Raw genomic sequence first — 26,162 nt, forward strand, 5'->3', positions numbered from 1 at the left:
AAGTGGAAATATCAGAGAAAGGCGGCCAAAAGGTCGCCTTTTTTATTTGGGGTGATTACAATTCACCTCAGTACTTATTTGCCTCTATATGGCACCGAGAATAAACAGGCACCACTATGACAACTGATACCATTGTTGCTCAAGCTACCGCGCCCGGCCGTGGTGGCGTCGGCATTATCCGTGTTTCTGGCCCCCTAGCAGCTAAAGTAGCGCTGGAAGTGACTGGGAAAGAACTGCGTCCACGTTACGCAGAATATCTCCCGTTTACCGCACAAGACGGCACCGAGTTAGACCAAGGTATCGCGCTCTACTTCCCGAACCCACACTCATTTACTGGGGAAGATGTTCTCGAGCTGCAAGGTCATGGCGGCCCAGTAGTCATGGATATGCTGATCAAGCGTATTCTACAAATCTCCGGTATTCGCACCGCAAGACCGGGTGAATTCTCTGAACGAGCATTTCTCAACGACAAGCTCGACCTAGCCCAAGCTGAAGCCATTGCTGACTTAATTGACGCTAGCTCAGAAGAAGCAGCTAAGTCAGCCCTAAAATCTCTGCAAGGTGCTTTCTCAGAGCGAATCCATACGCTAGTGGAGTCATTAATTCACCTACGTATTTACGTTGAAGCTGCGATCGACTTCCCAGAGGAAGAGATCGACTTTCTAGCCGATGGCAAAGTATCTGCCGACCTACAAGCTATCATCGATAACTTGTCAGCCGTTCGCCAAGAAGCTAACCAAGGCGCCATCATGCGTGAAGGTATGAAGGTTGTTATCGCAGGTCGTCCAAATGCCGGTAAATCAAGTCTACTCAATGCACTCTCGGGTAAAGACAGCGCAATTGTGACGGATATTGCGGGTACCACTCGCGATGTGCTACGTGAACACATCCATATTGATGGTATGCCGCTGCATATCATTGATACCGCGGGCCTGCGTGATGCGTCGGATGAAGTTGAGAAAATAGGCATTGAACGTGCGTGGGACGAAATCGCTCAAGCAGATCGCGTTCTATTTATGGTCGATGGCACAACGACAACAGCAACGGATCCGAAAGAAATTTGGCCTGACTTTGTAGATCGTCTGCCAGAAAGCATTGGCATGACGGTGATCCGCAATAAAGCGGATCAAACCGGTGAAGATCTGGGGATTTGCCACGTTAATGATCCAACCTTAATTCGCCTATCTGCCAAAACTGGTGAAGGTGTCGAGGCTCTTCGCACCCACTTAAAGGAGTGTATGGGCTTTGCCGGTGGTAATGAAGGCGGCTTTATGGCGCGTCGACGTCACCTAGAAGCGTTAGAAAGTGCTTCTGAGCATCTCGATATTGGCCAGCAGCAACTTGAAGGCTATATGGCGGGAGAGATTCTGGCAGAAGAACTGCGCATTGCCCAGCAACATTTAAGCGAAATCACCGGTGAATTCAGCTCAGATGACTTGCTGGGCAGAATCTTCACTTCATTCTGTATCGGTAAATAACCTTTTTGATGTGCGACCCATTGGTCGCACTTCTTTTATCCAAAGGACACATAATGATTCATATAATAACAGGCAGTACCTTAGGTGGCGCGGAATACGTCGGTGATCACCTTAGTGATTTATTAATTGAAAAAGGCTTTGAGACCAGTATTCACAACCAACCAAGCTTGAGTGAGATTGAAGCCAGTGGTACTTGGCTCATCATCACTTCAACTCATGGAGCTGGAGAGTACCCAGATAATATCCAACCTTTTATCGCCGCAATACAAAACACTCCGCCCAAAATGAGCGATGTTAAATTTGCTGTTATAGCCATTGGTGATTCGAGTTATGACACTTTTTGTGCTGCTGGCAAACACGCCTATGATCTATTGAAAGATATCGGTGCGACACCAGTGGCAGACTGTGTAACCATCGATGTATTGAGCCATGATGTTCCTGAAGATGCAGCTGAAGAGTGGCTAAATCAACATATCAATCGCTTCTAAGATCCCTCCCAGAGTCGCTCCGCGGCTCTGAATTTCTCTCATGTGAATAACTTTTCCTACCAAGCAATAAACTGTTTGCACAAAAAACAAACAAACCGTCTGTGGATAAATAAGAGGAGATCCAGTGATTTTCCTATAGTTATCCAAATAACAACTTAGATCCATTTTTATGCCTGTGCATAACCACCCTTTTTGATCCCAGTTAATCCTCACGCAGATCAAAGTATGATCACAGTTTTAGATCAACAAAAGATCCATGATCTTGTTGATCATTTTTCACTTATCCACAGAGATCGTCGATCCTAATAATAGATCTAATAAAAGATCATATAAAAGGATCTAATATACATAACACTCTTAAGCCTTTAGATGAAAAGTAGCAAAAGCGTTTTCACTCACTATGAAAGAAGGTAGAATAACGCTCTTTTATTTTCTATAGCTTGATTGAATACCTGAGGTCAGTTCATGCTCTATCACGAAAACTTTGACGTCATTGTTGTTGGTGGCGGTCACGCAGGAACGGAAGCCGCACTCGCATCTGCGCGTACAGGACAGAAAACTCTGTTGCTTACGCATAACATTGATACATTAGGTCAGATGTCTTGTAACCCCGCGATCGGTGGTATTGGTAAAGGCCACTTAGTGAAAGAAGTGGACGCTATGGGCGGTTTAATGGCTCAAGCGATCGATCATGCTGGTATTCAATTCCGTACACTTAACGCATCTAAAGGACCAGCAGTACGAGCCACTAGAGCTCAAGCTGACCGTGCCCTTTATAAAGCGTTTGTTCGCAATATTCTTGAGAACACACCGAACCTGACGCTATTCCAACAATCTGTTGATGATTTGATCGTAGAACAAGATCAAGTAGTGGGTGTGGTGACTCAAATGGGTCTTAAATTCCACGCAAAAGCGGTGGTTTTAACCGTAGGCACTTTCTTAGGTGGAAAGATCCATATTGGTATGGAAAGCTCATCTGGTGGTCGAGCAGGTGATCCACCATCGATCGCTCTAGCGGATCGCTTACGTGAGTTACCTTTCCGTGTGGATCGATTAAAAACGGGTACACCACCACGTATCGACGCTCGCAGTGTCGATTTTTCTGTACTGGAAGCACAACATGGTGACAATCCAACTCCTGTGTTCTCTTTCATGGGGGAGCGTTCTCAGCAGCCACGTCAAATACCATGCTTTATTACACATACCAATGAGCAAACGCACGATGTTATTCGCAATAACCTAGATCGCAGCCCTATGTATGCTGGTGTAATCGAAGGTATTGGCCCACGTTACTGTCCTTCCATTGAAGACAAAGTAATGCGCTTTGCTGACAAAAACAGTCACCAAATTTTCATTGAGCCTGAAGGCTTAACAACGCACGAGCTATACCCGAACGGTATTTCCACCAGCTTGCCTTTTGATGTTCAGGTTCAAATTGTGCGCTCTATGAAAGGTTTTGAAAACGCACATATCGTTCGACCTGGTTATGCTATCGAATATGATTTCTTTGATCCTAGAGATTTAAAACAGACCTACGAAACCAAGTTTATTAACGGTCTGTTCTTTGCTGGTCAAATTAACGGTACAACAGGTTACGAAGAAGCAGCAGCACAAGGTTTAATGGCTGGTCTGAATGCGAGCTTATACAGCCAAGATAAAGAAGGCTGGAGTCCTCGTCGTGACCAAGCGTACATGGGCGTGTTAATTGATGACTTGTCGACCATGGGTACCAAAGAACCGTACCGCATGTTCACTTCTCGTGCCGAATATCGTTTGTTGCTTCGTGAAGACAATGCCGATTTGCGTTTAACGGAGAAAGCACGTGAGCTTGGTTTGGTCGATGATGCACGCTGGGCTCGCTTTAACCAAAAAGTTGAGAATATGGAAACTGAGCGTCAACGCCTTGCTGCAACGTGGATGAATCCAAAGTCAGAAGGGATTGATGATCTTAACCAATTATTGAAAAGCCCGATGATCCGTGAAGCAAGTGGTGAAGATCTTTTGCGTCGCCCGGAAATGACTTATGCGCAATTGACTGAACTTGAAGCGTTTGCTCCTGCAATGGATGATCAACAAGCCGCTGAGCAAGTTGAAATTCAAGTGAAATACGAAGGTTATATTAAGCGTCAACAAGATGAGATTGAGAAGTCTCTACGTCATGAAAACACTAAGTTACCTGTTGAGCTTGATTATGCAGATGTAAAAGGGCTATCAAACGAAGTGATCTTGAAATTGAATGAGGCGAAACCAGAATCAATTGGTATTGCTTCTCGAATTTCAGGTATTACACCAGCGGCGATTTCTATTTTGCTTGTACATTTGAAAAAACACGGAATTTTAAAAAAAGGTGAGGACGCGTAAATGAGTCAACTACGTTTAAAACTCGATGCGCTGATTGCACAAACTGACCTTGAAGTTTCTGACCAGCAACGTGATTTGTTGGTTGGTTACGTCGAAATGCTCAATAAGTGGAATAAAGCGTACAACTTAACTTCAGTCCGCAATCCTGAAGAGATGCTGGTTAAGCATATTTTGGACAGCATCATTGTGAGCACCCACTTACAGGGTGAACGTTTTATCGATGTCGGAACTGGCCCGGGCTTACCGGGTATTCCATTAGCAATCATGTGCCCTGAGAAGCAGTTCTTTTTGCTAGATAGCTTGGGCAAACGAATTCGATTTATCAAACAAGCTCTGCATGAATTGAAAATTGAAAATGTGACGCCGATTCAAAGTCGCGTGGAAGAGTTCCAACCGGAAGAGAAATTTGATGCGGTCCTTAGCCGTGCCTTCGCTTCTATGGTAGATATGGTGAATTGGTGTCATCACTTACCAAAACCAGAAACAGGTTTGTTCCTTGCATTGAAAGGGCAATTACCACAGAGTGAGATTGAAGAATTACCTGAGTGGTGTTCTGTGACTGATGTCAAAGCTTTGAATGTTCCTGAGTTGGAAGGCGAGCGTCATCTAGTAATCTTATCGCGCAAGGAATAAAAGCGAGGTCCATTGTGGGGAAAATCGTAGCAATCGCCAACCAGAAAGGCGGCGTTGGTAAAACAACAACATGCATTAACTTAGCTGCATCTATGGCTGCGACTAAGCGTAAAGTCTTGGTGATTGATCTCGATCCGCAAGGAAATGCAACTATGGCTAGTGGTGTCGATAAATACCAAGTCGATGCCACGGCTTATGAACTGTTAGTTGAAGATGTTCCATTTGAAGAAGTCGTATGTCGAGAAACGTCTGGCAACTACGATTTGATCGCTGCGAACGGTGATGTCACTGCTGCAGAAATCAAGCTAATGGAAGTCTTTGCTCGTGAAGTTCGTTTGAAACACGCACTTGCGTCAGTTCGCGATAACTATGATTTCATCTTTATCGATTGTCCTCCCTCTCTAAACCTCCTTACAATCAACGCTATGGCCGCAGCTGATTCGGTCTTGGTTCCAATGCAGTGTGAGTACTTTGCATTAGAAGGTTTAACAGCGTTGATGGATACAATTAGTAAGCTGGCAGCTGTGGTGAATGAAAACCTCAAGATTGAAGGGTTACTGCGTACTATGTATGACCCAAGAAATCGACTGTCCAACGAAGTTTCTGATCAACTCAAAAAGCACTTTGGCAGCAAAGTGTACCGCACCGTTATTCCTCGTAATGTTCGCTTAGCCGAAGCGCCCAGTCATGGTAAGCCTGCCATGTACTACGACAAATACTCTGCAGGTGCAAAAGCATATCTGGCTCTGGCTGGTGAAATGCTTCGCCGCGAAGAAATCCCTGCATAAACCAACACAAAGGAACTCCATCTCATGTCTAAACGTGGTTTAGGTAAAGGGCTTGATGCTCTGCTTTCGACTAGTTCATTGGCTCGTGAAAAACAGCAAAGCGCTTTACACAGCCAGCAGTTGTCATCCGATGGTGAGTTGACCGATTTAAGCATTAACAGTCTTAAGCCAGGCGTTTATCAGCCGCGTAAAGAGATGGCGCCTGAAGCATTAGAAGAGTTGGCTGCGTCTATTGAGTCACAAGGTATTATTCAACCGATTGTGGTTCGCCAAGTTGAGCATGACAAATTTGAAATCATCGCCGGTGAACGTCGTTGGAGAGCTGCACGCAAAGCGGGCTTAAAGCAAGTCCCTTGTGTGATCAAAAATGTTGAAGATCGTGCAGCGATCGCTATGGCGCTGATCGAAAATATTCAGCGCGAAGATCTTAATGTGATCGAAGAAGCGAGTGCATTAGAGCGTTTGCAAGATGAATTTACGCTTACCCATCAGCAAGTAGCAGATGTGATTGGTAAGTCCCGAGCGGCAGTCAGTAACATATTACGTCTAAATCAGCTTGAAAATGATGTAAAGAGTTTGGTTTCAAACAATCAGCTTGATATGGGGCATGCTCGTGCTTTGCTAGCGCTCCAAGGTGATCAGCAGGTTGAAGTGGCAAATCATGTCGCCAGCAAGCAAATGACGGTTCGCCAGACAGAGCAATTTGTTAAAAAGTGTCTCCAACCAGTATCTGAGCCAGAAAATGTCGCTCAAGACACTGAGGTACAACAATTGTCACAAAAACTGAGCGTAATGCTTGGTGGTAAAGTTGCTATTGTCCGTAATTCAAACGGAAAGTCTAAAGTGACGATTAGTCTTGATGAGCCTCACAAATTAGAGCAACTGATTGCCAAGCTCGAGAGCTAAATGAGATAATTGATCTCAATCAATTATGTAAAAAACTATTTTTTGTGCGAAAGTTGTCGGTTTGTAAACAAAATTGTAACTTTTTGCGGTGTTTTAATTGCATTCAGGTGCACTGACCGTATAATTTTCGCCAATTTCCCAGCACAGAGTGAAGTCGTGCAAAGTGGATATTACTAGAGGTACGAATACATGGTAGCTGCGTTAGCTAGACCAGGACGAGAGCTTGCAAAGCGATTGTTGATGATCGAGACCGGCGCGGTTACGTTAGTGGCAGCAGGTGTAACAGTCGCTGTTAATAGTGAATGGGGAGTTTCAGCGCTTATTGGAGGGAGCATATTTGTTTTCGCCAATGCTGTATTCGCATTGTGTGCCTTTCTCTTTGTAGGAGCTCGCGCCGCCAAAATGGTTGCCGTGTCCTTCTATGCAGGGGAAGCGCTCAAGATCCTCATCACAGTGGCACTTTTCTCCGTTGCTTACATGTATATGCAGGTGGAACTTGTTCCCCTCAAACTAACCTATTTGCTGGTATTAGGGATTAACATCTTTGCGCCAGCGCTATTCATTAACAACAAAAAATAGGATGAGTTATGGCTGCGCCAGGTGAAGCGCTAACATCGTCCGGATACATTGCCCACCACTTATCAAACCTTTCTTTAGCTAAGTTAGGCTTGGTAGCGGATGAAGCAAGTTTCTGGAACGTACATATCGATAGCCTGTTTTTTTCTTGGTTTACTGGTTTAATTTTCTTAGGAATCTTTTACAAAGTAGCGAAGGGAACAACAGCGGGTGTACCAGGTAAGCTTCAGTGTGCTGTTGAAATGATCGTAGAATTTGTCGCGGAAAACGTCAAAGATACGTTCCATGGACGCAACCCATTGATTGCCCCTCTGGCACTAACTATCTTTTGTTGGGTATTTTTGATGAACGTGATGGACTTAGTTCCTATCGACTTCTTACCTTACCCAGCAGAGCATTGGCTTGGTATTCCTTACCTTAAGGTTGTACCGTCTGCTGATGTAAATATCACCATGGCTATGGCTCTAGGCGTGTTCGCTCTGATGATTTACTACAGCATCAAAGTGAAAGGTCTAGGTGGCTTTGCAAAAGAACTTGCACTACACCCATTTAATCACTGGACTATGATCCCGTTCAACCTACTGATTGAAGTGGTATCGCTACTAGCGAAGCCTCTATCACTTGGTATGCGTCTATTCGGTAACATGTTCGCTGGTGAGGTTGTATTCATTCTTTGTGCGGCAATGTTACCATGGTATTTACAATGGATGGGTTCACTACCGTGGGCGATTTTCCATATTCTGGTAATCCTGATTCAGGCCTTCGTGTTTATGATGCTAACGATTGTTTATATGTCGATGGCACACGAAGACAGCGATCACTAATTTTTTTTAATTCTTATTAGTCAAAAGTATATTTGGAGATAGTAATGGAAACTGTACTGAGCTTTTCAGCAATCGCAGTAGCAATCATCGTTGGTCTATGTGCAGTAGGTACTGCAATCGGCTTTGCAATTCTAGGTGGTAAATTCCTAGAAGGCGCTGCTCGTCAACCAGAAATGGCTCCTATGCTACAAGTTAAGATGTTCATCATCGCTGGTCTACTAGATGCGGTTCCAATGATCGGTATCGTAATCGCACTACTATTTACTTTCGCAAACCCATTCGTTGGTCAACTAGCTGGTTAATCATTGCTTTTCAGAGGCAAACATCGGTTTGTCATTGATTAACACTAAGTCCAATAGAGAGGGGTAGCTGTTGTGAATATGAACGCAACTCTGCTAGGTCAAGCAATCTCGTTCGCACTATTTGTGTGGTTCTGCATGAAGTATGTATGGCCGCCAATTATGCAAGCAATTGAAGAGCGTCAGAAGAAAATTTCTGATGGTCTTGTAGCTGCTGAACGTGCAGCGAAAGACTTGGATCTAGCACAAGCCAACGCTTCTGACAAAATGAAAGAAGCGAAGCGCACTGCAACTGAGGTTATTGAACAGGCAAACAAACGTAAAGCTCAAATTATTGATGAAGCTCGCGAAGAAGCTTTGGCAGAACGCCAGAAAATTCTTGCGCAAGCAGAAGCTGAAATTGAAGCTGAACGCACACGTGCCCGCGATGACCTGCGCAAACAAGTCGCAACTCTGGCTATAGCTGGTGCTGAGAAAATCCTTGAGCGTACTATCGATAAAGATGTACACAAAGATCTTCTTGACAATATCACTGCAAAACTTTAACGCAAGGGGTTGTATATGTCTGATTTGACAACAATCGCACGCCCCTATGCCAAAGCAGCTTTTGACTTTGCGGTAGAAAAAGGTGAGCTAGACCAATGGGGTCAAATGCTAACTTTTGCTGCTGAAGTCGTTCAAAACGACGATATGGCTAACTTACTAAGCAGTTCTCTAACTGCTGAAAAATTAGCAGAAATATTTATCGCCGTTTGTGGTGAACAATTTGATGAATTCGGCCAGAACCTGATTAAGGTAATGGCAGAGAACGGCCGCTTAGTGGCTTTTCCTGATGTATGCAAAGAGTTCTTGATGCTTAAACAAGAGCATGAGAAAGAGATCGACGTTGAAGTCACTTCAGCGGTAGAGCTTTCTGAAGAGCAACTTGCAGAAATCAGCAACAAATTGGAACTGCGTATTGAACGTAAAGTTCAGCTGAATTGCAGTATAGATGAGACTCTACTTAGTGGAGTTATTATTCGAGCCGGAGACTTAGTCATCGATAACTCAGCTCGTGGTCGTTTAGACCGCCTGAGCGATGCATTGCAGTCTTAATGGGGATTGGAGCATGCAACTTAATTCCACGGAAATTAGCGATCTAATTAAACAGCGTATCGAATCTTTCGACGTTGTTAGTGAAGCTCGCAATGAAGGTACTATCGTATCGGTAAGCGATGGTATTCTTAGCATTCACGGCCTAACGGACGTGATGCAAGGTGAAATGATTGAACTACCGGGTGGCCGCTACGCGCTAGCACTTAACTTGAACCGTGATTCGGTTGGTGCAGTTGTAATGGGCCCATATGCTGACCTACAGGAAGGCATGAAAGTTACAGGTACTGGCCGCATTCTTGAAGTGCCAGTAGGTCCAGAACTACTTGGTCGTGTTGTTAACACGCTAGGTGAGCCAATTGATGGTAAAGGTCCTATTGAAGCGAAATTGACTTCGCCTGTAGAAGTAATCGCACCGGGTGTAATCGACCGTAAATCGGTAGATCAGCCTGTTCAAACTGGTTACAAATCAGTTGACTCAATGATCCCAATCGGTCGTGGTCAGCGTGAGCTAGTAATCGGTGACCGTCAGACTGGTAAAACAGCAATGGCGATCGATGCGATTATCAACCAGAAAGACTCTGGTATTTTCTCTATCTACGTAGCTATCGGTCAGAAAGCATCGACTATCGCAAACGTAGTTCGCAAACTAGAAGAGCACGGCGCATTAGCAAACACTATCGTTGTTGTTGCATCGGCTTCTGAATCTGCAGCGCTACAATACCTAGCGCCATACGCAGGTTGTGCGATGGGTGAATACTTCCGTGATCGCGGTGAAGATGCACTGATTGTTTATGATGACCTATCTAAGCAAGCGGTAGCTTACCGTCAGATCTCGCTATTACTTAAGCGTCCACCAGGCCGTGAAGCATTCCCAGGTGATGTATTCTACCTTCACTCACGTCTACTAGAGCGCGCAGCTCGTGTAAGCGAAGTGTACGTAGAAAAATTCACTAACGGTGAAGTGACAGGTAAGACAGGCTCTTTGACAGCTCTTCCTATCATCGAAACGCAAGCTGGTGACGTATCTGCATTCGTACCGACGAACGTAATCTCGATTACCGATGGTCAGATCTTCCTACAAACTGAGCTATTCAACGCGGGTGTACGTCCAGCTGTTGACCCTGGTATCTCAGTATCTCGTGTAGGTGGTTCAGCGCAGACTAAAATCATCAAGAAGCTATCTGGCGGTATCCGTACAGCTCTAGCTCAGTACCGTGAACTAGCAGCATTTGCACAGTTCTCGTCTGATCTTGATGAGGCGACCAAGAAGCAGCTAGACCACGGTCAAAAAGTAACAGAGCTAATGAAGCAGAAGCAGTACGCTCCTATGTCTGTATTTGACCAAGCTCTAGTTATCTTTGCAGCAGAGCGCGGTTACCTAGCAGATGTTGAATTAAGCAAACTGCTAGATTTCGAAGCGGCTCTACTATCGTTTGCTCGCGGTCAATACGCTGACTTTGCAGCTGAGATCGACAAGACGGGTGCATACAACGATGAAGTTGAAGCACAGCTTAAGAAGCTGACTGACGACTTCGTAGCAACCCAAACTTGGTAATAGGTCGGTGGCAGTAATGCCACCAACTAATGGAGAGTAACGATGGCCGGCGCAAAAGAGATACGTAATAAAATCGGTAGTGTTAAAAGCACACAGAAGATTACGAAAGCAATGGAAATGGTAGCAGCTTCAAAAATGCGTCGTTCTCAAGACGCAATGGAAGCTACTCGTCCATATGCAGAAACAATGCGTAAAGTGATCGGTCATTTGGCTAACGGTAGCCTTGAGTATAAGCATCCTTATCTTGAGGAACGTGAAGCCAAACGTGTTGGTTACATCATCGTTTCTACAGACCGTGGTCTGTGTGGCGGTTTGAACATTAACTTGTTCAAGAAAGCCATGCTAGATATGAAAGATTGGTCTGCGAAAGGTGCTGATATTGAACTGGCGATTATCGGTTCAAAAGCAACAGCATTTTTCAATAACAGCGGCGCGAAAGTAGCAGCTCAAGTATCAGGTTTGGGTGATAACCCAGCACTTGAAGACTTGATCGGTTCTGTGAGCGTAATGCTGAAGAAATACGATGAAGGTGAATTGGATCGCCTGTACGTAGTGTTCAACAAGTTTGAAAACACTATGGTACAAGAACCAACGATCGATCAATTACTTCCTTTGCCTAAATCGGATAGCGAAGACATGCAGCGCGATCATGCTTGGGACTACATTTATGAGCCTGAGCCAAAACCATTACTAGATGCACTATTGATTCGTTATGTCGAATCTCAAGTGTACCAAGGTGTGGTAGAGAACCTTGCTTGTGAGCAAGCGGCTCGAATGATTGCAATGAAAGCTGCAACGGATAACGCTAGTGACCTGATTGATGATTTAGAACTTGTGTACAACAAAGCCCGTCAGGCTGCAATCACACAAGAGCTATCAGAAATCGTATCAGGCGCAGCAGCGGTTTAAGCTTAGGTAAAACTAAATAGTTAGAGGATTAACGATGGCTACAGGTAAGATCGTACAGATCATCGGTGCGGTAGTCGACGTAGAGTTCCCACAGGGCGAAGTACCTCGTGTATACGATGCTCTGAATGTTTCTGAATCTAAAGAGCGTTTAGTTCTTGAAGTTCAGCAACAGCTTGGCGGTGGCGTAGTTCGCGCAATCGTAATGGGTAGCTCTGATGGTTTACGTCGTGGTTTGACAGTAGAAAATACTGGCGCTCCAATCTCGGTACCAGTAGGTACTAAGACCCTAGGTCGTATCATGAACGTTCTAGGTGACGCGATTGATGAGTGTGGTGAAATCGGTGCTGAAGAGCATTACGCAATTCACCGCGAAGCGCCTAGCTACGAAGAGCAGTCAAACGAGACAGCACTTTTAGAAACAGGTGTTAAGGTAATCGACTTGGTTTGTCCATTCGCTAAGGGTGGTAAAATCGGTCTATTCGGCGGTGCAGGTGTAGGTAAGACCGTTAACATGATGGAACTTATCAACAACATCGCACTACAGCACTCTGGCCTATCAGTATTTGCTGGTGTAGGTGAGCGTACTCGTGAAGGTAACGATTTCTACTTTGAAATGCAGGAAGCAGGCGTTGTAAACGTTGAGAAGCCTGAAGAATCAAAAGTAGCGATGGTTTACGGTCAGATGAACGAGCCACCAGGTAACCGTCTACGTGTTGCACTGACTGGTCTAACAATGGCAGAGCGCTTCCGTGACGAAGGTCGTGACGTTCTACTGTTCGTTGATAACATCTACCGTTACACGCTTGCAGGTACTGAAGTATCAGCACTTCTAGGTCGTATGCCTTCAGCGGTAGGTTACCAGCCAACTCTTGCAGAAGAGATGGGTGTACTACAGGAGCGTATCACGTCAACTAAGCAAGGTTCTATCACGTCTGTACAGGCGGTATACGTACCTGCGGATGACTTGACTGACCCGTCTCCAGCAACAACATTCGCGCACTTGGATGCAACGGTTGTACTTAACCGTAACATCGCAGCAATGGGTCTATACCCAGCGATCGACCCGCTAGATTCTACTTCTCGTCAGCTAGATCCATTGGTAGTTGGTCAAGAACACTACGACATCGCGCGTGGCGTTCAGTCAACACTTCAGCGCTATAAAGAGCTGAAAGACATCATTGCTATCCTAGGTATGGACGAGCTATCTGAAGAAGATAAGCAAGTAGTATCTCGTGCTCGTAAGATTGAGAAGTTCCTTACTCAGCCTTACCACGTAGCGGAAGTATTTACAGGTGACCCTGGTGTTTACGTACCTCTTAAAGAGACTCTACGTGGCTTCCAAGGTCTACTATCTGGTGAATACGATGACATTCCAGAGCAAGCGTTCATGTACTGCGGTACTATCGACGAAGCTATCGAGAATGCTAAGAAGCTATAAGGCTAACTAGGAGGCGATATGGCAGCAATAACCTTTCACCTAGACGTAGTAAGTGCAGAGAAAAAGCTTTTCTCTGGCCTTGTTGAAACGTTTCAGGTGACCGGTAGCGAAGGTGAACTTGGTATTTTCCATGGTCATACACCGCTGCTGACCGCTATCAAGCCTGGTATGGTGCGTATTGTGAAGCAGCACGGCCACGAAGAAATTATTTATGTTTCTGGTGGTATGGTAGAAGTTCAGCCTGGTACAGCGACTGTACTGGCTGATACGGCTATCCGTGGTGAAGAGCTAGACGCAGCAAAGGCGGAAGAAGCCAAGCGCAAAGCTGTGGAGAATATCCAAAATCAGCATGGCGACATGGACTTCGCACAAGCGGCCGGTGAACTGGCTAAAGCCATTGCTCAGTTACGAGTTATCGAACTGACAAAACAGCGTCGTTAATTAATAGCGTTGTTTTAAAAGTGATAAAGGCGGTCGTTAGACCGCCTTTTTGCTTATTTTTCATTAGAATTTTACCTTTCCAATTAACTAATTGACGGTTAGTGTCTAAAATACCTCTCAAAATTAATACAACGTCTTATAGGTAGCACAAATGAAGTTTAGCGCGGTTATTCTCGCAGCGGGCAAAGGGACTCGCATGTATTCTCATAAACCTAAGGTTTTGCACACTTTAGCTGGCAAACCTATGGTGAAACATGTAGTAGACACCTGTAATAGTTTAGGCGCACAGAATATTCATTTGGTTTATGGTCACGGTGGCGACCAGATGCAAGCTGAGCTTTCACAGGAGTCTGTTAACTGGGTACTTCAAGCTGAACAACTTGGTACTGGCCACGCTGTTGATCAAGCTTCACCGCAATTTGAAGATGATGAAAAGATCTTAGTACTTTATGGCGATGTACCATTGATCTCTGAAGAGACTATCGAAGGCTTACTTGATGCGCAGCCAAATGGTGGTATTGCGCTATTAACGGTCGTACTGGACAACCCAATGGGATATGGTCGAATTGTCCGTCGCAATGGTCCAGTGGTTGCTATCGTAGAGCAAAAAGATGCAACTGATGAGCAAAAGCTTATTAAAGAGATCAACACAGGCGTCATGGTAGCGACGGGTGGCGATCTGAAACGTTGGTTATCAGGCCTAAACAATCAAAATGCTCAGGGCGAGTATTACCTAACAGATGTTATCGCAGCTGCACATGACGAAGGTCGAGCAGTTGAAGCGGTTCACCCGGTAAACCCTATTGAAGTTGAAGGCGTGAATGATCGTGCTCAGTTAGCTCGTCTAGAGCGCGCATTTCAATCTATGCAGGCGCAAAAGTTATTAGAGCAAGGTGTAATGCTGCGCGATCCAGGTCGCTTTGACCTGCGTGGTGAACTTCAATGTGGTATGGATTGTGAAATCGACGCTAACGTGATCATTGAAGGTAAAGTATCTTTAGGTGATAACGTGGTGATTGGCACCGGTTGTGTACTAAAAGATTGTGAAATTGACGATAACACTATTGTTCGTCCATATAGCGTTATCGAGGGAGCAACTGTAGGTGAAGAGTGTACTGTTGGTCCATTCACGCGTTTACGCCCAGGTGCTGAGCTACGTAATGACGCGCATGTTGGTAACTTTGTCGAAGTGAAAAATGCTCGTATTGGTGAAGGCTCTAAAGCAAACCACCTAACGTATCTTGGTGATGCAGAAATTGGCCAACGTACTAACGTTGGTGCAGGCGTGATTACCTGTAACTACGATGGCGCAAATAAATTTAAGACAGTGATTGGTAATGACGTATTTGTTGGTTCCGACTGTCAGTTAGTTGCACCTGTCGCCATTGCTGACGGTGCTACGATCGGTGCTGGAACGACATTGACTAAAGATGTTGCAGAAGGTGAGTTAGTGATTACTCGCGCCAAAGAGCGCAAAATTTCAGGCTGGCAACGCCCTGTTAAGCAAAAATAATCATTAGAGATTGATATAAGAGGCCACTCACATGAGTGGCCTTTTTTGTGTTTGATTAATTACTTGGTATTGCAATGCGCCTCTCTAGCCAGCGTACCGCTTGAGAAACCAATAAAATCAATACAAGGTATTCCAATACAAGGAAGGTATAAATCTCCAAAGGTAAGTATTCATTAACTACCAGTTCATTGGCGCGGCGGGTTAAGTCACTTAGGCCAATCACACTGACTAATGAACTCATCTTCAAGATATAGATGAATTGGTTACCGAGTGGTGGAAGAATCTGTCTCAATGCTTGAGGAAGAATCACTAGACGCATTCTTTGCCAATAGTTTAAGCCTAATGAACTGGCTGCTTCATGCTGTCCTTTGGCGATGGCTTGGATACCGCCACGGAATACTTCTGCCATAAATGCACTTTCAGCAATCGTAAGCGCAATAACGCCAGCCCAGAAATGATCAAGCGAGATATCCATGAGTGTAGGCATTCCATAGTAAACCCATAGCAATAACACCAAGACGGGAATGGAACGAATTACTTCGACATAAATTCGATTAAATGCTTTAAGTAATTTGGAGTTCGAGAGTGATGGAAGAGCAACAACTAAGCCGATAGACATGGCAAATAGCATACTCAGTAATGACACGGAAATGGTGTCATAAAAGCCGGCAATGAGAAATTGCAGGTTTGTTTGTCCTTGATCTGTTGTGGGATCGAGTACGTACCAACCCCATTGATAATCAGAGCAACCCGTCAGTAGCAGAGATAAAAATAGCCACAGATATCGACAATTCACACTTCTTTCCCTAAGTAGACTAAAAAATCTCATATGTTGCTGCTATGTTATCAAGGTTGCTGTTGTAAATCTTGAATGGAATAAGTATCTAAAGGAAAAATAATGAAAAAACTTATGCTTGCATTAGGGGTGACTTTATTGGCCATAGCAAATGTGGCTAATGCAGAGAGTCGTTTACATGAGATTTTGGATAAAGGCGTATTGCGCGTTGGAACCACAGGGGATTGGAATCCGATGACAATGAAAGATCCAGCGACAAACAGTTATCGCGGATTTGATATTGATGTGACCACCGAACTGGCGAAAGACTTAGGAGTCAAAGTTGAGTATGTGGCGACGGATTGGAAAACGTTAGTTAGTGGTATACAAGCGGATAAGTACGATATTACCGGGAGTGCTTCACTGAACATGTCACGAGCGAAAGTCGCTGGCTATAGTCAACCATACTTCTATCTTGCTTTCGTTCCTGTAGTCCAGAAAAAAGATCTGGCGAAGTTTTCTGATTGGAGTGATTTTGATAATGCAGATATCAAAGTGGCGGCGACTCTTGGCACTGTGCAAGAAAAAATGGTCAAAGCCTTCTTCCCATCGGCGCAACATATTGTCATAGAAGCGCCTGCGCGTGATTTTCAAGAGTTATTAGCTCGTCGTGCTGACGTCTCAGTGACTTCGAATGTCGAAGCTGCAACGCTGGTGGAAAAATTTAAGCAGTTAGCGATAGTGCCAGTTAAAGAGCCACGTAAGCCAACGCCTATTGCTATGTTGTTAGATCAAGACGACCAAGTTTGGATTAACTATATTAACCATTGGGTTGAGCTGAAGAAAACACAGGGCTTTTTTAAGCAAACGGCTGAAAAGTGGGGATTGCAGAGTCTATAGAACATAAAGAGCCGCGAAATGCGGCTCTTTTTATCGATTAGTCGTCGCTGATCACCCGTGCGTTATCTGGTGTTGTAAAATGCTTAGATAGCTCACGGTTAGACAATATGTAGCCCATCCATAAACCTAACATACACAAAATAATCGCAATACCCGTCACCGCTTGAGCTTGGCTTGCCATCGCGGCAACTAAAGCACTGGATAAACTACTGACGCTGATTTGTAGGCTATTTTGTAGTCCTGCAGCTGTCGCTGGGCTCTGTTTTGCACTAGCAAGAGCTCGGTTAACGACGATCGGGTAAAGCGCGCCATTAGCTACCGCAATCAAACAGAAAGGCGCAAGGATTGGCCAAATTGAACTAAGTTGCCACTGTGAAGCGATAAAGATTAACAGTGAAGCGACACTAAACAGCCCGATCAATTGGCGTAATACCTTCTCATCACCAAACTTAGCGACGCCTACTTTTCCTAGGTAGCCACCGACCATAAATGCGATGGTTTGTGGAATAAAGCTTAAACCAATATCTTTTGCTTCATAGCCAAGTTTAGCCATGATTTCTGGCATTCCGGTTAAGTAAGCAAAGAACGCTGCTGAAGCAGTTGCAAACATCAAGACATTACCAAGGTAAGTCTTAGAACTAATCAGGGCTTTAATATCTGAAGAAATGCTGGTTTGTTTCGCTTCACTTTTCTCATTGGTTTGAGCCATGGTTGCAGCCACGAGCAGTAAGCCCATGATAGTGAGTGCAACAAAAATGCTGTGCCAACCAAAATTGTCTGCCAGCACTACCCCTAATTGCGGAGCCAGTGCAGGCGACAATGCTACTAAAGGCATAATGGTGGCAAATATCTGCTGGCTGCTACCAGAATAACGTTTGATAACCATGGCTTGCCAGATTACTGCTGGTGCGCAAACCCCAATTGCTTGGATAAAGCGTAAAACCAGTAACTGCCATACTTGATCGCTAAAGGCGAGGCCAAAAGATGCGACGGTAAATAACACTAACCCTGCAGCGAGTGTATTTCGATGACCGAACTTATCAGAGGCAAGGCCCCATAACAGTTGTCCAACGGCCATTCCGACTAAGAAAACGGTGAGAGAAAGAGCGATTTGTTCTGGGCCGGTAGCAAAGTCGACCTCCATTGCTTTAAAAGCGGGTAGGTACATATCGGTGGCAATAAAACCGAGCATTGAAAGAGCGGCTAAGTAAAAAAGTTGCAGTTTTGAAATTTTCATTTCTTATTCCATTCAAAAAAATTCACGGATGTTTATCTGTTGGCGCCAACCTTTTTATTAACCTGGGTAGTCTATTCTTCGCTTTTAAATAAATGAAACGTTAAAATTTGTAGTTATGAATCAAATTTTTTGAAAGGTGTGTTGTGGGTGTTTTTTCTCAAACTTCTCTCGAGTTGGTTGATACGGTCGCGCGTTTAGGCAGTTTTACGGCAGCGGCAGAGGTATTACACAAGGTTCCTTCGGCAATTAGCTACAGCATTCGACAAATTGAGCAAGAGTTGGATGTGATTCTGTTTCGTCGCTTGCCTCGAAAAGTTGAGTTGACCCCTGCCGGTGAGCAGTTTCTCGTTCAAGCTCGTCTCATGCTTAGGCAGATGGAAGAAGTGAAAGCGCAAACACGCCGAGTTGCCCAAGGTTGGCAAAAAACCTTGAAACTGACCTTGGATAACGTAGTAAAACTTGAACGACTAAAGCCACTCATTGAAGCGTTTTACTCTACTTTTCCTAATGCAGAATTACAGATCAATATGGAAGTGTTTAATGGTTCATGGGAGGCGATATCTCAAGGGCGTGCAGACATTGTGATTGGTGCGACCTCTGCTATTCCTGTTGGCGGTGACTTTGAAGTAAGAGACATGGGGATTCTTGATTGGGCATTTGTTATGTCGCCAAGCCACCCATGTGTGAAGCAGCAAACTTTAGACGCTACCTTCGTTAGCCAGTTCCCAGCCATATGCTTAGACGATACATCGAGTATATTGCCTAAACGCCACACGGTTCATTACCCTCAGCAGCGCCGTTTATTGTTACCTAATTGGTATAGCGCGATTGAGTGCCTTAAATCCGGTGTTGGTGTGGGGTATATGCCGAGACACATCGCTACGCCTTTAATCGGGGAGGGCTTGCTGGTGGAAAAAATACTCCCAGAGGAAAAACCGTTAAGCCATTGTTGCTTGGTTTGGCGAAAAGATGAAAACCACAAGATGATTCAATGGATGGTCGATTATTTAGGCTCATCTCAGCAGTTATACCAAGATTGGCTGCAATCCTAAATCTGATCAAATAAGCCGCCTTATAAAGGCGGCTTAGGTATTTAGATTAGTGTAATCTGGAGGGGTTAAGGGCGTTCAAACACTGTAGCGATCCCTTGACCTAAGCCAATACACATTGTCGCTAGGCCATATTTGGCATCCTTTGATTCCATTAAGTTGATCAACGTTGTAGAGATCCGAGAGCCCGAACAACCTAGTGGGTGACCAAGCGCGATGGCGCCACCATTTAGGTTCACTTTTTCATCCATCACTTCTAATAAACCAAGATCTTTTGCACATGGTAGTGATTGTGCAGCAAACGCTTCGTTAAGCTCTACCACATCCATGTCTTCAATTGATAAACCCGCGCGCTTCAGTGCTTTTTGCGTTGCAGGTACTGGGCCGTAACCCATGATTGATGGATCACAACCCGCAATGGCCATCCCCTTGATACGAGCGCGAATGGTTAAACCTAGCTCGTTGGCTTTTTCTTCGCTCATGATCAGCATGGCAGATGCACCGTCTGACAGAGCCGATGAGGTTCCTGCTGTTACTGTGCCATTGACAGGGTCAAACACAGGTCTAAGCTGAGACAAGCCTTCAACAGTTGTCTCTGGGCGAATTACTTCATCATAATCTAGAGTAATAAGCGTACCATCTGCAGCATGTCCTTCTGTCGGAAGTATTTCATTCTTGAAGCGGCCTTCTACCGTTGCGGCTTGCGCTCTCGCGTGAGAGCGTGCCGCAAACTCATCTTGCTGCCCACGACTAATGCCGTGCAGTTTGCCTAGCATTTCCGCCGTCAGACCCATCATTCCAGCCGCCTTAGCAACATTCTTTGACATTCCTGGGTGGAAGTCGACACCATGGTTCATTGGCACATGCCCCATGTGTTCTACACCACCAATCAAGCAAATTTCGGCGTCGCCAGTCATAATAGCGCGAGTACCATCGTGCAAAGCTTGCATGGAAGAGCCACATAAACGGTTTACCGTGACGGCGCCAATTTCAATCGGTAGGCCAGCAAGTAGGGCTGCGTTTCTTGCAACATTAAAGCCTTGCTCTAAAGTTTGCTGAACACAACCCCAGTAGATATCTTCAATTTCACTTGGGTTTACCTGCGGATTACGGGCTAGAATTCCCTTCATCAAATGAGCTGAAAGATCTTCAGCGCGAGTATGACGGAATGCTCCACCCTTAGAGCGGCCCATTGGTGTTCGTAGACAGTCTACTACGACAACATTTTTTGTTTGCATAGACATTGGGATATCTCCTTAGATAGAACCTTGTTGCTGGTTGCCGTAAAACGTCGCCCCTTTTTCTGCCATGTCGATAAGCAGTTGGGGAACTTGATACATAGCACCTAGATGTGAATGTTGTTTTGCCATCTCAACAAACTCGGCAATACCAACACTATCTAAATAACGGAATACACCGCCGCGGAATGGAGGGAATCCAAGGCCATACACCAAAGCCATATCCGCCTCTTGAGGAGAAGCAATGATCTTCTCTTCAAGACACAATACCACTTCGTTGATCATAGGAATCATCATACGTTGAATGATGGTTTGATCATCGAACTCTTGTTTATCAGAGCAAACATCAGCAAGTAGAGGAAGGATATCTGCTGAGAATGTTTTCTTCGGCTTTCCTTTTTTATCAAGCGTGTAGCTGTAGAAACCGTGACCATTTTTCTGTCCATACTTGTCGGCGTCATACAGTACATCAATTGAATCGCGTTCTTGTTTGCCCATTCTTTCAGGGAAACCTTGAGCCATAACTGCTTGAGCATGATGAGCAGTATCAATTCCAACGACATCGAGCAGATATGCAGGCCCCATTGGCCAACCAAATTTGCGCTCCATGACTTTATCTATTTGTGTAAAGTCAGCGCCATCACGCAACAGCATGCTAAAGCCGCCGAAGTATGGGAAAAGTACTCGATTTACAAAGAACCCTGGACAGTCGTTGACAACGATCGGTGATTTACCCATTTTCGCAGCGTAAGCGACTACTCTGTTGATGGTGTCTTCAGAGGTATGCTCACCACGAATGATCTCAACAAGAGGCATGCGATGTACTGGATTAAAGAAGTGCATCCCGCAGAAATTTTCAGGGCGCTGAAGGGATTTAGCCAAAAGGTTGATGGGTATGGTTGAAGTATTCGAAGTGATAACAGTATCTTCTCCGACATTTTGTTCTACCTCACTCAATACAGCCGCTTTGATTTTCGGGTTTTCTACGACCGCTTCTACAATGACATCAGATTGCTCGATACCAGCGTAGTGTAAACTTGGAGTGATAGAGGCAAGAATCCCCGCCATTTTGAAGCCATCCATGTGGCCACGAGCGAGTCGTTTGTTGAGCAGTTTTGATGCTTCATTCATACCTAAATCTAGAGATGCTTGCGCAATATCTTTCATTAGAACAGGCACACCTTTGAGCGCAGATTGGTAGGCAATACCACCACCCATAATACCCGCACCAAGCACTGCAGCTCGTTGAGTCTCTTTATTTGCTGACTTGGCTGACTGCTTTGCAAGACCTTTAATGTACTGATCATTTAGGAATAGGCCAACAAGCGCGCTGGCTTCTTCAGATTTGGCGAGTTTGACGAAGTTTTCACGTTCAATAGTGAGCGCTTCGTCGCGAGCAAAGCGTGCGCCAGACTCAATCGTTTTAACCGCTGTCATTGGGGCAGGGTAATGAGGACCAGCCTTTTGTGCCACTAGGCCTTTTGCCATCGTAAAGCTCATCATCGATTCAAGCTTGCTTAAGGTCAGGGCAGAAGTTTTTTGATTTCGACGTGCTTTCCAATCCAGCTTTTCGTTAATTGCAGATGTTAGAGTTGTAAGAGCGGACTCATACAGAGAATCTGTTTCCACTATCGCGTCGAGTAAACCTATTTTTAATGCTTCATCAGCTCGACACGCTTTACCTTGAGTGATGACTTCCATGGCACTATCAGCACCAATTACTCGTGGAAGTCGGACACAACCACCAAAACCAGGCATGATACCGAGCTTGGTTTCAGGTAGACCAATGCTGGTGGTCTTATCGCCGATACGAATGTCTGTTGCGAGTACACACTCACAGCCGCCACCCAACGTGTGGCCTTTTAATACCGAAACGGTCGGTACAGGAAGATCTTCAAGTTTGTTAAAAATGCTATTTGCAAACTGTAACCATTGGTCAAGTTCTGCTTCAGGTTTGGCAAATAAGCCTAAAAACTCAGTAATGTCAGCTCCGACAATAAAGGCGTCTTTATCTGAAGTCAGTAGTAGGCCTTTTAAACCTGAATGGTTATTTAGAGCATCTAGTGCTTTGTCTAGCGACTCTAATGTTGCTAAATCGAGCTTATTAACAGATTTTGGTGAGCAGAAGGTCAGCTCAGCGATGCCGTCTTGAACTTCCTTTACCTGTAGGGTGTTGGCTTGGTAAATCATTGTCTATCTCCATGACATACAATCTTGGATTGCGTGCTTAGCTATCATTCTTTGAATTGTGATGATAGGTAACCAGGACAGTTGTTATATTTTTAATCTGGTTAGACCAGTGGTTTTAGTTTGGATCGCTTGATGGTTAAATTCAATACATTTTTTAAACAAGTGTTTAACATTGTGCGCTTGTGCAGATCTTTATCGGCGTAGAAATCGCTGTCGTGATAGACTTCTCTCATCACTTTGAGTCCACTATCACTATGAATGACCAACCTTATTTGATACCAGCGCAACTCACTTTGTACGAAGAAGAAATAAAGAAGAGTGTCTTTATTACGCATTTGTCTCATACGCCATCGATTGAGAGTGCTAAAGCCTTTGTCGATGACATTAAGCAACAGCATTCAACAGCAAGGCATAACTGCTGGGGTTTTGTTGCAGGTCGCCCGGAAGATTCTATGAAGTGGGGCTTTAGTGATGACGGTGAACCCTCAGGGACAGCAGGTAAACCCATATTGGCTCAGTTGTGTGGTTCTGGCGTTGGTGAGGTAACTGCTGTTGTAACTCGCTATTCAGGTGGAATAAAGCTAGGCACAGGTGGACTTGTGAAAGCTTATGGAGGCGGCGTTCAACAAGCTCTCAAGTTGCTTCAAACAATTGAGAAAAAAATAACCACACAGTTGAAACTAGAGTTAGACTATGGGTTTATGCCGACAATGCAATCGCTGATAAATCAGTATGAGGCGCATGAGGTATCTGCTGACTATAGTGACCAAGTAAAATTGGTGATAGAAATTGAGCTTCGAAAAGTGGACGATTTTACTCAATCAGTAGTGAATAAAAGTGGTGCAAAAGCACTTGTGACTCCCCTAAAGGGACAATAAATCAGGAAGTCAGAAGCTTAGCTTCAATAGTCAGTCTATCAATGCAATTTCGTTCAATTATTCGCATCGTCGGGCTTTTGCTCGCCCTTTTTAGTGTTTCAATGCTCGCACCAGCACTGGTGGCGCTTATCTATCGTGATGGTGCCGGTGTTGCATTCGTGACAACCTTTTTCGTACTGCTTTTTTGTGGAGCAGTATGCTGGTTTCCTAATCGCCACTTTAAACATGAACTCAAAGCTCGTGATGGCTTTCTTATTGTTGTTTTATTTTGGACCGTACTGGGTAGCGCAGGTTCTATACCATTCTTATTGTCAGATAATCCGAGCATTTCTATTACTGACGCTTTCTTTGAGTCGTTTTCAGCATTAACGACCACAGGAGCGACAGTGATTGTCGGCCTTGATGATTTACCGAAAGCAATTTTGTTCTACCGACAATTTCTTCAGTGGTTTGGGGGGATGGGGATCATCGTGCTTGCGGTCGCTATTTTACCCGTTTTGGGGATCGGTGGCATGCAGCTCTATCGTGCTGAAATTCCAGGTCCAGTTAAAGACAGTAAGATGACGCCAAGGATTGCTGAAACCGCAAAAGCACTTTGGTATATCTATTTAAGTTTGACGTTAGCCTGTGCTGGCGCATTTTGGTTGGCAGGTATGACACCCTTTGACGCGATCAGTCATAGTTTCTCAACGATAGCGATTGGTGGCTTTTCAACTCATGATGCGAGCATGGGCTACTTTAATAGCTATGCCATTAACATGATTACTGTTGTCTTCTTGTTGATCTCTGCTTGTAACTACTCTTTGCACTTTGCTGCATTTGCTTCAGGTGGTGTTCATCCTAAATACTATTGGAAAGATCCTGAGTTTCGCGCTTTCCTCTTTATTCAAGCACTATTGTTTATCGTCTGTTTTTTAGTGTTGCTCAACCATCATTCATACGACTCTGTTTACGACGCATTTGATCAAGCCCTGTTCCAAACGGTATCTATATCAACAACCGCGGGTTTTACGACGACGGGTTTCTCCGATTGGCCAATTTTCCTTCCTGTATTATTGTTATTTTCATCGTTTATTGGTGGTTGTGCCGGCTCTACAGGCGGCGGGATGAAAGTTATCCGAATTCTACTGCTTACTTTGCAGGGGGTTCGTGAATTGAAGCGCCTTGTTCACCCTAGAGCTGTCTATACCATTAAAGTTGGTGGGACAGCCCTTTCTCAGCGAGTTGTTGATGCGGTTTGGGGATTCTTTTCTGCTTATGCATTGGTGTTTGTTGTTTGTATGCTTGCGTTGATAGCGACAGGTATGGATGAACTGAGTGCGTTCTCTGCGGTAGCCGCAACGCTGAACAACTTAGGTCCAGGCTTAGGTGAAGTCGCACTGCATTTTGGTGATATAAATGATAAAGCTAAATGGGTTTTGATTGTCTCAATGCTGTTTGGACGACTTGAAGTCTTCACCCTACTTATATTACTAACACCAACATTTTGGCGTAGCTAAGGAGCAAACGTGGCAAAGGCACTGTTTCTTTATTCCTCTAGAGAGGGACAGACAAAGAAAATACTTAACGTGATAAAAGACGAGTTCGCTGAATTTGAGTGTGAAGTTGTAGATTTGCATACTCTTCGTCATGAGTTGGACTTCTCTCAATACGAACGTGTCCTTATTGGTGCCTCTATTCGTTACGGACACCTTAATAAGAAACTCTACCAGTTTATTGAGCATAACCTTGCTCAGCTAGAACAGAGTAAAGTGGCTTTCTTTTGCGTAAATCTTACTGCACGTAAAGAAGAACAAGGTAAAGATACTCCTGAGGGAAGTGCATACATTCGGACTTTTTTAAAGAAATCGCCTTGGCAGCCAAAGCTTATTGGTGTGTTCGCCGGTGCCCTCTATTACCCACGTTATGGCTTCTTTGATAAAATGATGATTAAGCTGATTATGACATTAACTGGTGGTGAGACTGATACCAGTAAAGAAGTGGAGTACACGAACTGGGAAAAAGTCTCTTTATTTGCTCAAAAGTTTAAAGAATTGTAATCAGAACGTTTGCTTTTACCCTGTTCGGGTTAATTAATAATCGAACAGTAAAAAAAAACAGAAAATTCGCAAAAAGGGGTTGCCAAGAATCTTTCGATCTCTATAATGCCCCCTCGCTGACACGGGAACGATTCGAAAGAAACGAACAACGAGTTAGCAAGGTCAATTAGCCAAGCGGAAACGCTTGAAAAAAGTTTGAAAAAAGTGGTTGACACTAAACTTTATCTCGCTAAAATGGCCGTCCGATTTGAGCGAAGCTCAATAGGAAAGCTCTTTAACAATATAAACCTATCAATCTGTGTGGGCACTCGTTGATGATAATCCAATTAGATACCTCGGTATCATATTAGGTTTCAATGAAACGAAGTGACCGATACAAATAACTTCGGTTATTTGGCACAGTCAATTCATTACCATTCTGTTGGAGTGGTAATAGCTTTAAAATTACACAGTAGTTTTGAAGTCAGTATTCATTGAGCCGAACAAAATCTTAAATTGAAGAGTTTGATCATGGCTCAGATTGAACGCTGGCGGCAGGCCTAACACATGCAA

25 protein-coding genes are annotated in these 26,162 nt (G+C 44.5%); 21 read left to right on the forward strand and 4 right to left on the reverse strand.

Translation table 11 applies throughout. The annotated features are described in order from the left end of the window. Positions 1 to 116 precede the first annotated feature (116 nt). From mnmE to glmU, 16 genes are all read left to right on the forward strand, one after another. Positions 117 to 1,478, forward strand: coding sequence for a tRNA uridine-5-carboxymethylaminomethyl(34) synthesis GTPase MnmE (gene mnmE / locus GVO60_RS20045; protein WP_159657259.1), 1,362 nt, complete (start codon positions 117 to 119; stop codon positions 1,476 to 1,478). A gap of 53 nt (positions 1,479 to 1,531) precedes the next feature. After that, the gene (gene mioC / locus GVO60_RS20050; RefSeq protein ID WP_159657261.1) at positions 1,532 to 1,966 is read left to right on the forward strand and encodes an FMN-binding protein MioC; all 435 of its coding nucleotides are present in this window, start codon (positions 1,532 to 1,534) and stop codon (positions 1,964 to 1,966) included. A gap of 465 nt (positions 1,967 to 2,431) precedes the next feature. After that, positions 2,432 to 4,327, forward strand: a complete 1,896-nt coding sequence (gene mnmG, locus GVO60_RS20055; protein ID WP_159657263.1) for a tRNA uridine-5-carboxymethylaminomethyl(34) synthesis enzyme MnmG — start codon at positions 2,432 to 2,434, stop codon at positions 4,325 to 4,327. Then, positions 4,328 to 4,960, forward strand: a complete 633-nt coding sequence (gene rsmG / locus GVO60_RS20060) for a 16S rRNA (guanine(527)-N(7))-methyltransferase RsmG (protein WP_159657265.1) — start codon at positions 4,328 to 4,330, stop codon at positions 4,958 to 4,960. 14 nt (positions 4,961 to 4,974) lie between these two features. Next, positions 4,975 to 5,748, forward strand: coding sequence for a ParA family protein (locus GVO60_RS20065; RefSeq protein WP_159657267.1), 774 nt, complete (start codon positions 4,975 to 4,977; stop codon positions 5,746 to 5,748). A gap of 24 nt (positions 5,749 to 5,772) precedes the next feature. Continuing rightward, positions 5,773 to 6,654 (forward strand): ParB/RepB/Spo0J family partition protein, encoded by an 882-nt coding sequence (locus tag GVO60_RS20070; RefSeq protein WP_159657269.1) that lies wholly within the window; start codon positions 5,773 to 5,775, stop codon positions 6,652 to 6,654. Between the two features lie 189 nt (positions 6,655 to 6,843). Further along, complete coding sequence (locus tag GVO60_RS20075; protein ID WP_159657271.1) at positions 6,844 to 7,233, forward strand: F0F1 ATP synthase subunit I; 390 nt, start codon at positions 6,844 to 6,846, stop codon at positions 7,231 to 7,233. A gap of 8 nt (positions 7,234 to 7,241) precedes the next feature. Then, positions 7,242 to 8,054 carry a F0F1 ATP synthase subunit A gene (atpB, locus tag GVO60_RS20080; protein WP_159657273.1) on the forward strand — a complete coding sequence of 271 codons (813 nt, stop codon included), beginning with the start codon at positions 7,242 to 7,244 and terminating at the stop codon, positions 8,052 to 8,054. A 44-nt stretch (positions 8,055 to 8,098) separates the two neighbouring features. Then, the gene (atpE, locus tag GVO60_RS20085; protein ID WP_004411110.1) at positions 8,099 to 8,356 is read left to right on the forward strand and encodes a F0F1 ATP synthase subunit C; all 258 of its coding nucleotides are present in this window, start codon (positions 8,099 to 8,101) and stop codon (positions 8,354 to 8,356) included. A gap of 72 nt (positions 8,357 to 8,428) precedes the next feature. Then, positions 8,429 to 8,899, forward strand: a complete 471-nt coding sequence (gene atpF, locus GVO60_RS20090; protein WP_159657275.1) for a F0F1 ATP synthase subunit B — start codon at positions 8,429 to 8,431, stop codon at positions 8,897 to 8,899. 15 nt (positions 8,900 to 8,914) lie between these two features. Further along, positions 8,915 to 9,448: a F0F1 ATP synthase subunit delta gene (atpH, locus tag GVO60_RS20095; RefSeq protein ID WP_159657277.1), complete on the forward strand. Its 534-nt coding sequence runs from the start codon at positions 8,915 to 8,917 to the stop codon at positions 9,446 to 9,448. Between the two features lie 13 nt (positions 9,449 to 9,461). Further along, positions 9,462 to 11,003: a F0F1 ATP synthase subunit alpha gene (gene atpA / locus GVO60_RS20100; RefSeq protein ID WP_159657279.1), complete on the forward strand. Its 1,542-nt coding sequence runs from the start codon at positions 9,462 to 9,464 to the stop codon at positions 11,001 to 11,003. 42 nt (positions 11,004 to 11,045) lie between these two features. Beyond that, on the forward strand, positions 11,046 to 11,912 hold the full coding sequence (gene atpG, locus GVO60_RS20105; protein WP_159657281.1) for a F0F1 ATP synthase subunit gamma: 867 nt from the start codon (positions 11,046 to 11,048) through the stop codon (positions 11,910 to 11,912). A gap of 34 nt (positions 11,913 to 11,946) precedes the next feature. Then, positions 11,947 to 13,350, forward strand: a complete 1,404-nt coding sequence (atpD, locus tag GVO60_RS20110; protein ID WP_159657283.1) for a F0F1 ATP synthase subunit beta — start codon at positions 11,947 to 11,949, stop codon at positions 13,348 to 13,350. A gap of 18 nt (positions 13,351 to 13,368) precedes the next feature. Continuing rightward, positions 13,369 to 13,791 carry a F0F1 ATP synthase subunit epsilon gene (locus tag GVO60_RS20115; protein ID WP_032548643.1) on the forward strand — a complete coding sequence of 141 codons (423 nt, stop codon included), beginning with the start codon at positions 13,369 to 13,371 and terminating at the stop codon, positions 13,789 to 13,791. 151 nt (positions 13,792 to 13,942) lie between these two features. After that, a complete protein-coding gene (gene glmU / locus GVO60_RS20120; RefSeq protein WP_159657285.1) occupies positions 13,943 to 15,304 on the forward strand; it encodes a bifunctional UDP-N-acetylglucosamine diphosphorylase/glucosamine-1-phosphate N-acetyltransferase GlmU in 1,362 nt (453 codons plus the stop codon). Between the two features lie 55 nt (positions 15,305 to 15,359). Here the strand turns inward: glmU and GVO60_RS20125 are convergent, their stop codons facing one another. Then, entirely contained in the window at positions 15,360 to 16,100 is a 741-nt protein-coding gene (locus tag GVO60_RS20125) for an amino acid ABC transporter permease (protein WP_159657287.1), read from the reverse strand. A gap of 102 nt (positions 16,101 to 16,202) precedes the next feature. Between GVO60_RS20125 and GVO60_RS20130 the strand changes: the two genes are divergently transcribed. Continuing rightward, on the forward strand, positions 16,203 to 16,979 hold the full coding sequence (locus GVO60_RS20130) for a transporter substrate-binding domain-containing protein (protein ID WP_159657289.1): 777 nt from the start codon (positions 16,203 to 16,205) through the stop codon (positions 16,977 to 16,979). 37 nt (positions 16,980 to 17,016) lie between these two features. Here GVO60_RS20130 and punC read toward each other — a convergent pair whose 3' ends face one another. Further along, positions 17,017 to 18,216: a purine nucleoside transporter PunC gene (punC, locus tag GVO60_RS20135; RefSeq protein ID WP_159657291.1), complete on the reverse strand. Its 1,200-nt coding sequence runs from the start codon at positions 18,214 to 18,216 to the stop codon at positions 17,017 to 17,019. A gap of 143 nt (positions 18,217 to 18,359) precedes the next feature. Here punC and punR point away from each other — a divergent pair, with 143 nt between their 5' ends. After that, positions 18,360 to 19,268, forward strand: a complete 909-nt coding sequence (punR, locus tag GVO60_RS20140) for a DNA-binding transcriptional activator PunR (protein ID WP_159657293.1) — start codon at positions 18,360 to 18,362, stop codon at positions 19,266 to 19,268. A gap of 65 nt (positions 19,269 to 19,333) precedes the next feature. On the opposite strand, the gene fadA is transcribed toward punR, so the two are convergent. Both fadA and fadB read right to left on the reverse strand, forming a co-directional pair. Beyond that, positions 19,334 to 20,509: an acetyl-CoA C-acyltransferase FadA gene (gene fadA, locus GVO60_RS20145; protein ID WP_159657295.1), complete on the reverse strand. Its 1,176-nt coding sequence runs from the start codon at positions 20,507 to 20,509 to the stop codon at positions 19,334 to 19,336. Between the two features lie 12 nt (positions 20,510 to 20,521). Then, positions 20,522 to 22,693 (reverse strand): fatty acid oxidation complex subunit alpha FadB, encoded by a 2,172-nt coding sequence (gene fadB, locus GVO60_RS20150; RefSeq protein ID WP_159657297.1) that lies wholly within the window; start codon positions 22,691 to 22,693, stop codon positions 20,522 to 20,524. A gap of 254 nt (positions 22,694 to 22,947) precedes the next feature. Here fadB and GVO60_RS20155 point away from each other — a divergent pair, with 254 nt between their 5' ends. From GVO60_RS20155 to hemG, 3 genes are read left to right on the forward strand one after another with little or no spacing between them, the layout of a single operon-like run. Continuing rightward, the gene (locus GVO60_RS20155) at positions 22,948 to 23,571 is read left to right on the forward strand and encodes a YigZ family protein (protein WP_159657304.1); all 624 of its coding nucleotides are present in this window, start codon (positions 22,948 to 22,950) and stop codon (positions 23,569 to 23,571) included. Positions 23,572 to 23,612: 41 nt separating this feature from the next. After that, positions 23,613 to 25,070 carry a TrkH family potassium uptake protein gene (locus tag GVO60_RS20160; RefSeq protein WP_159657299.1) on the forward strand — a complete coding sequence of 486 codons (1,458 nt, stop codon included), beginning with the start codon at positions 23,613 to 23,615 and terminating at the stop codon, positions 25,068 to 25,070. A gap of 9 nt (positions 25,071 to 25,079) precedes the next feature. Then, entirely contained in the window at positions 25,080 to 25,610 is a 531-nt protein-coding gene (gene hemG / locus GVO60_RS20165) for a menaquinone-dependent protoporphyrinogen IX dehydrogenase (RefSeq protein WP_159657301.1), read from the forward strand. The last annotated feature ends 552 nt before the right edge of the window (positions 25,611 to 26,162 follow it).

This window comes from Vibrio atypicus (assembly GCF_009811315.1).
Classification (GTDB): Bacteria; Pseudomonadota; Gammaproteobacteria; order Enterobacterales; family Vibrionaceae; genus Vibrio; species Vibrio atypicus.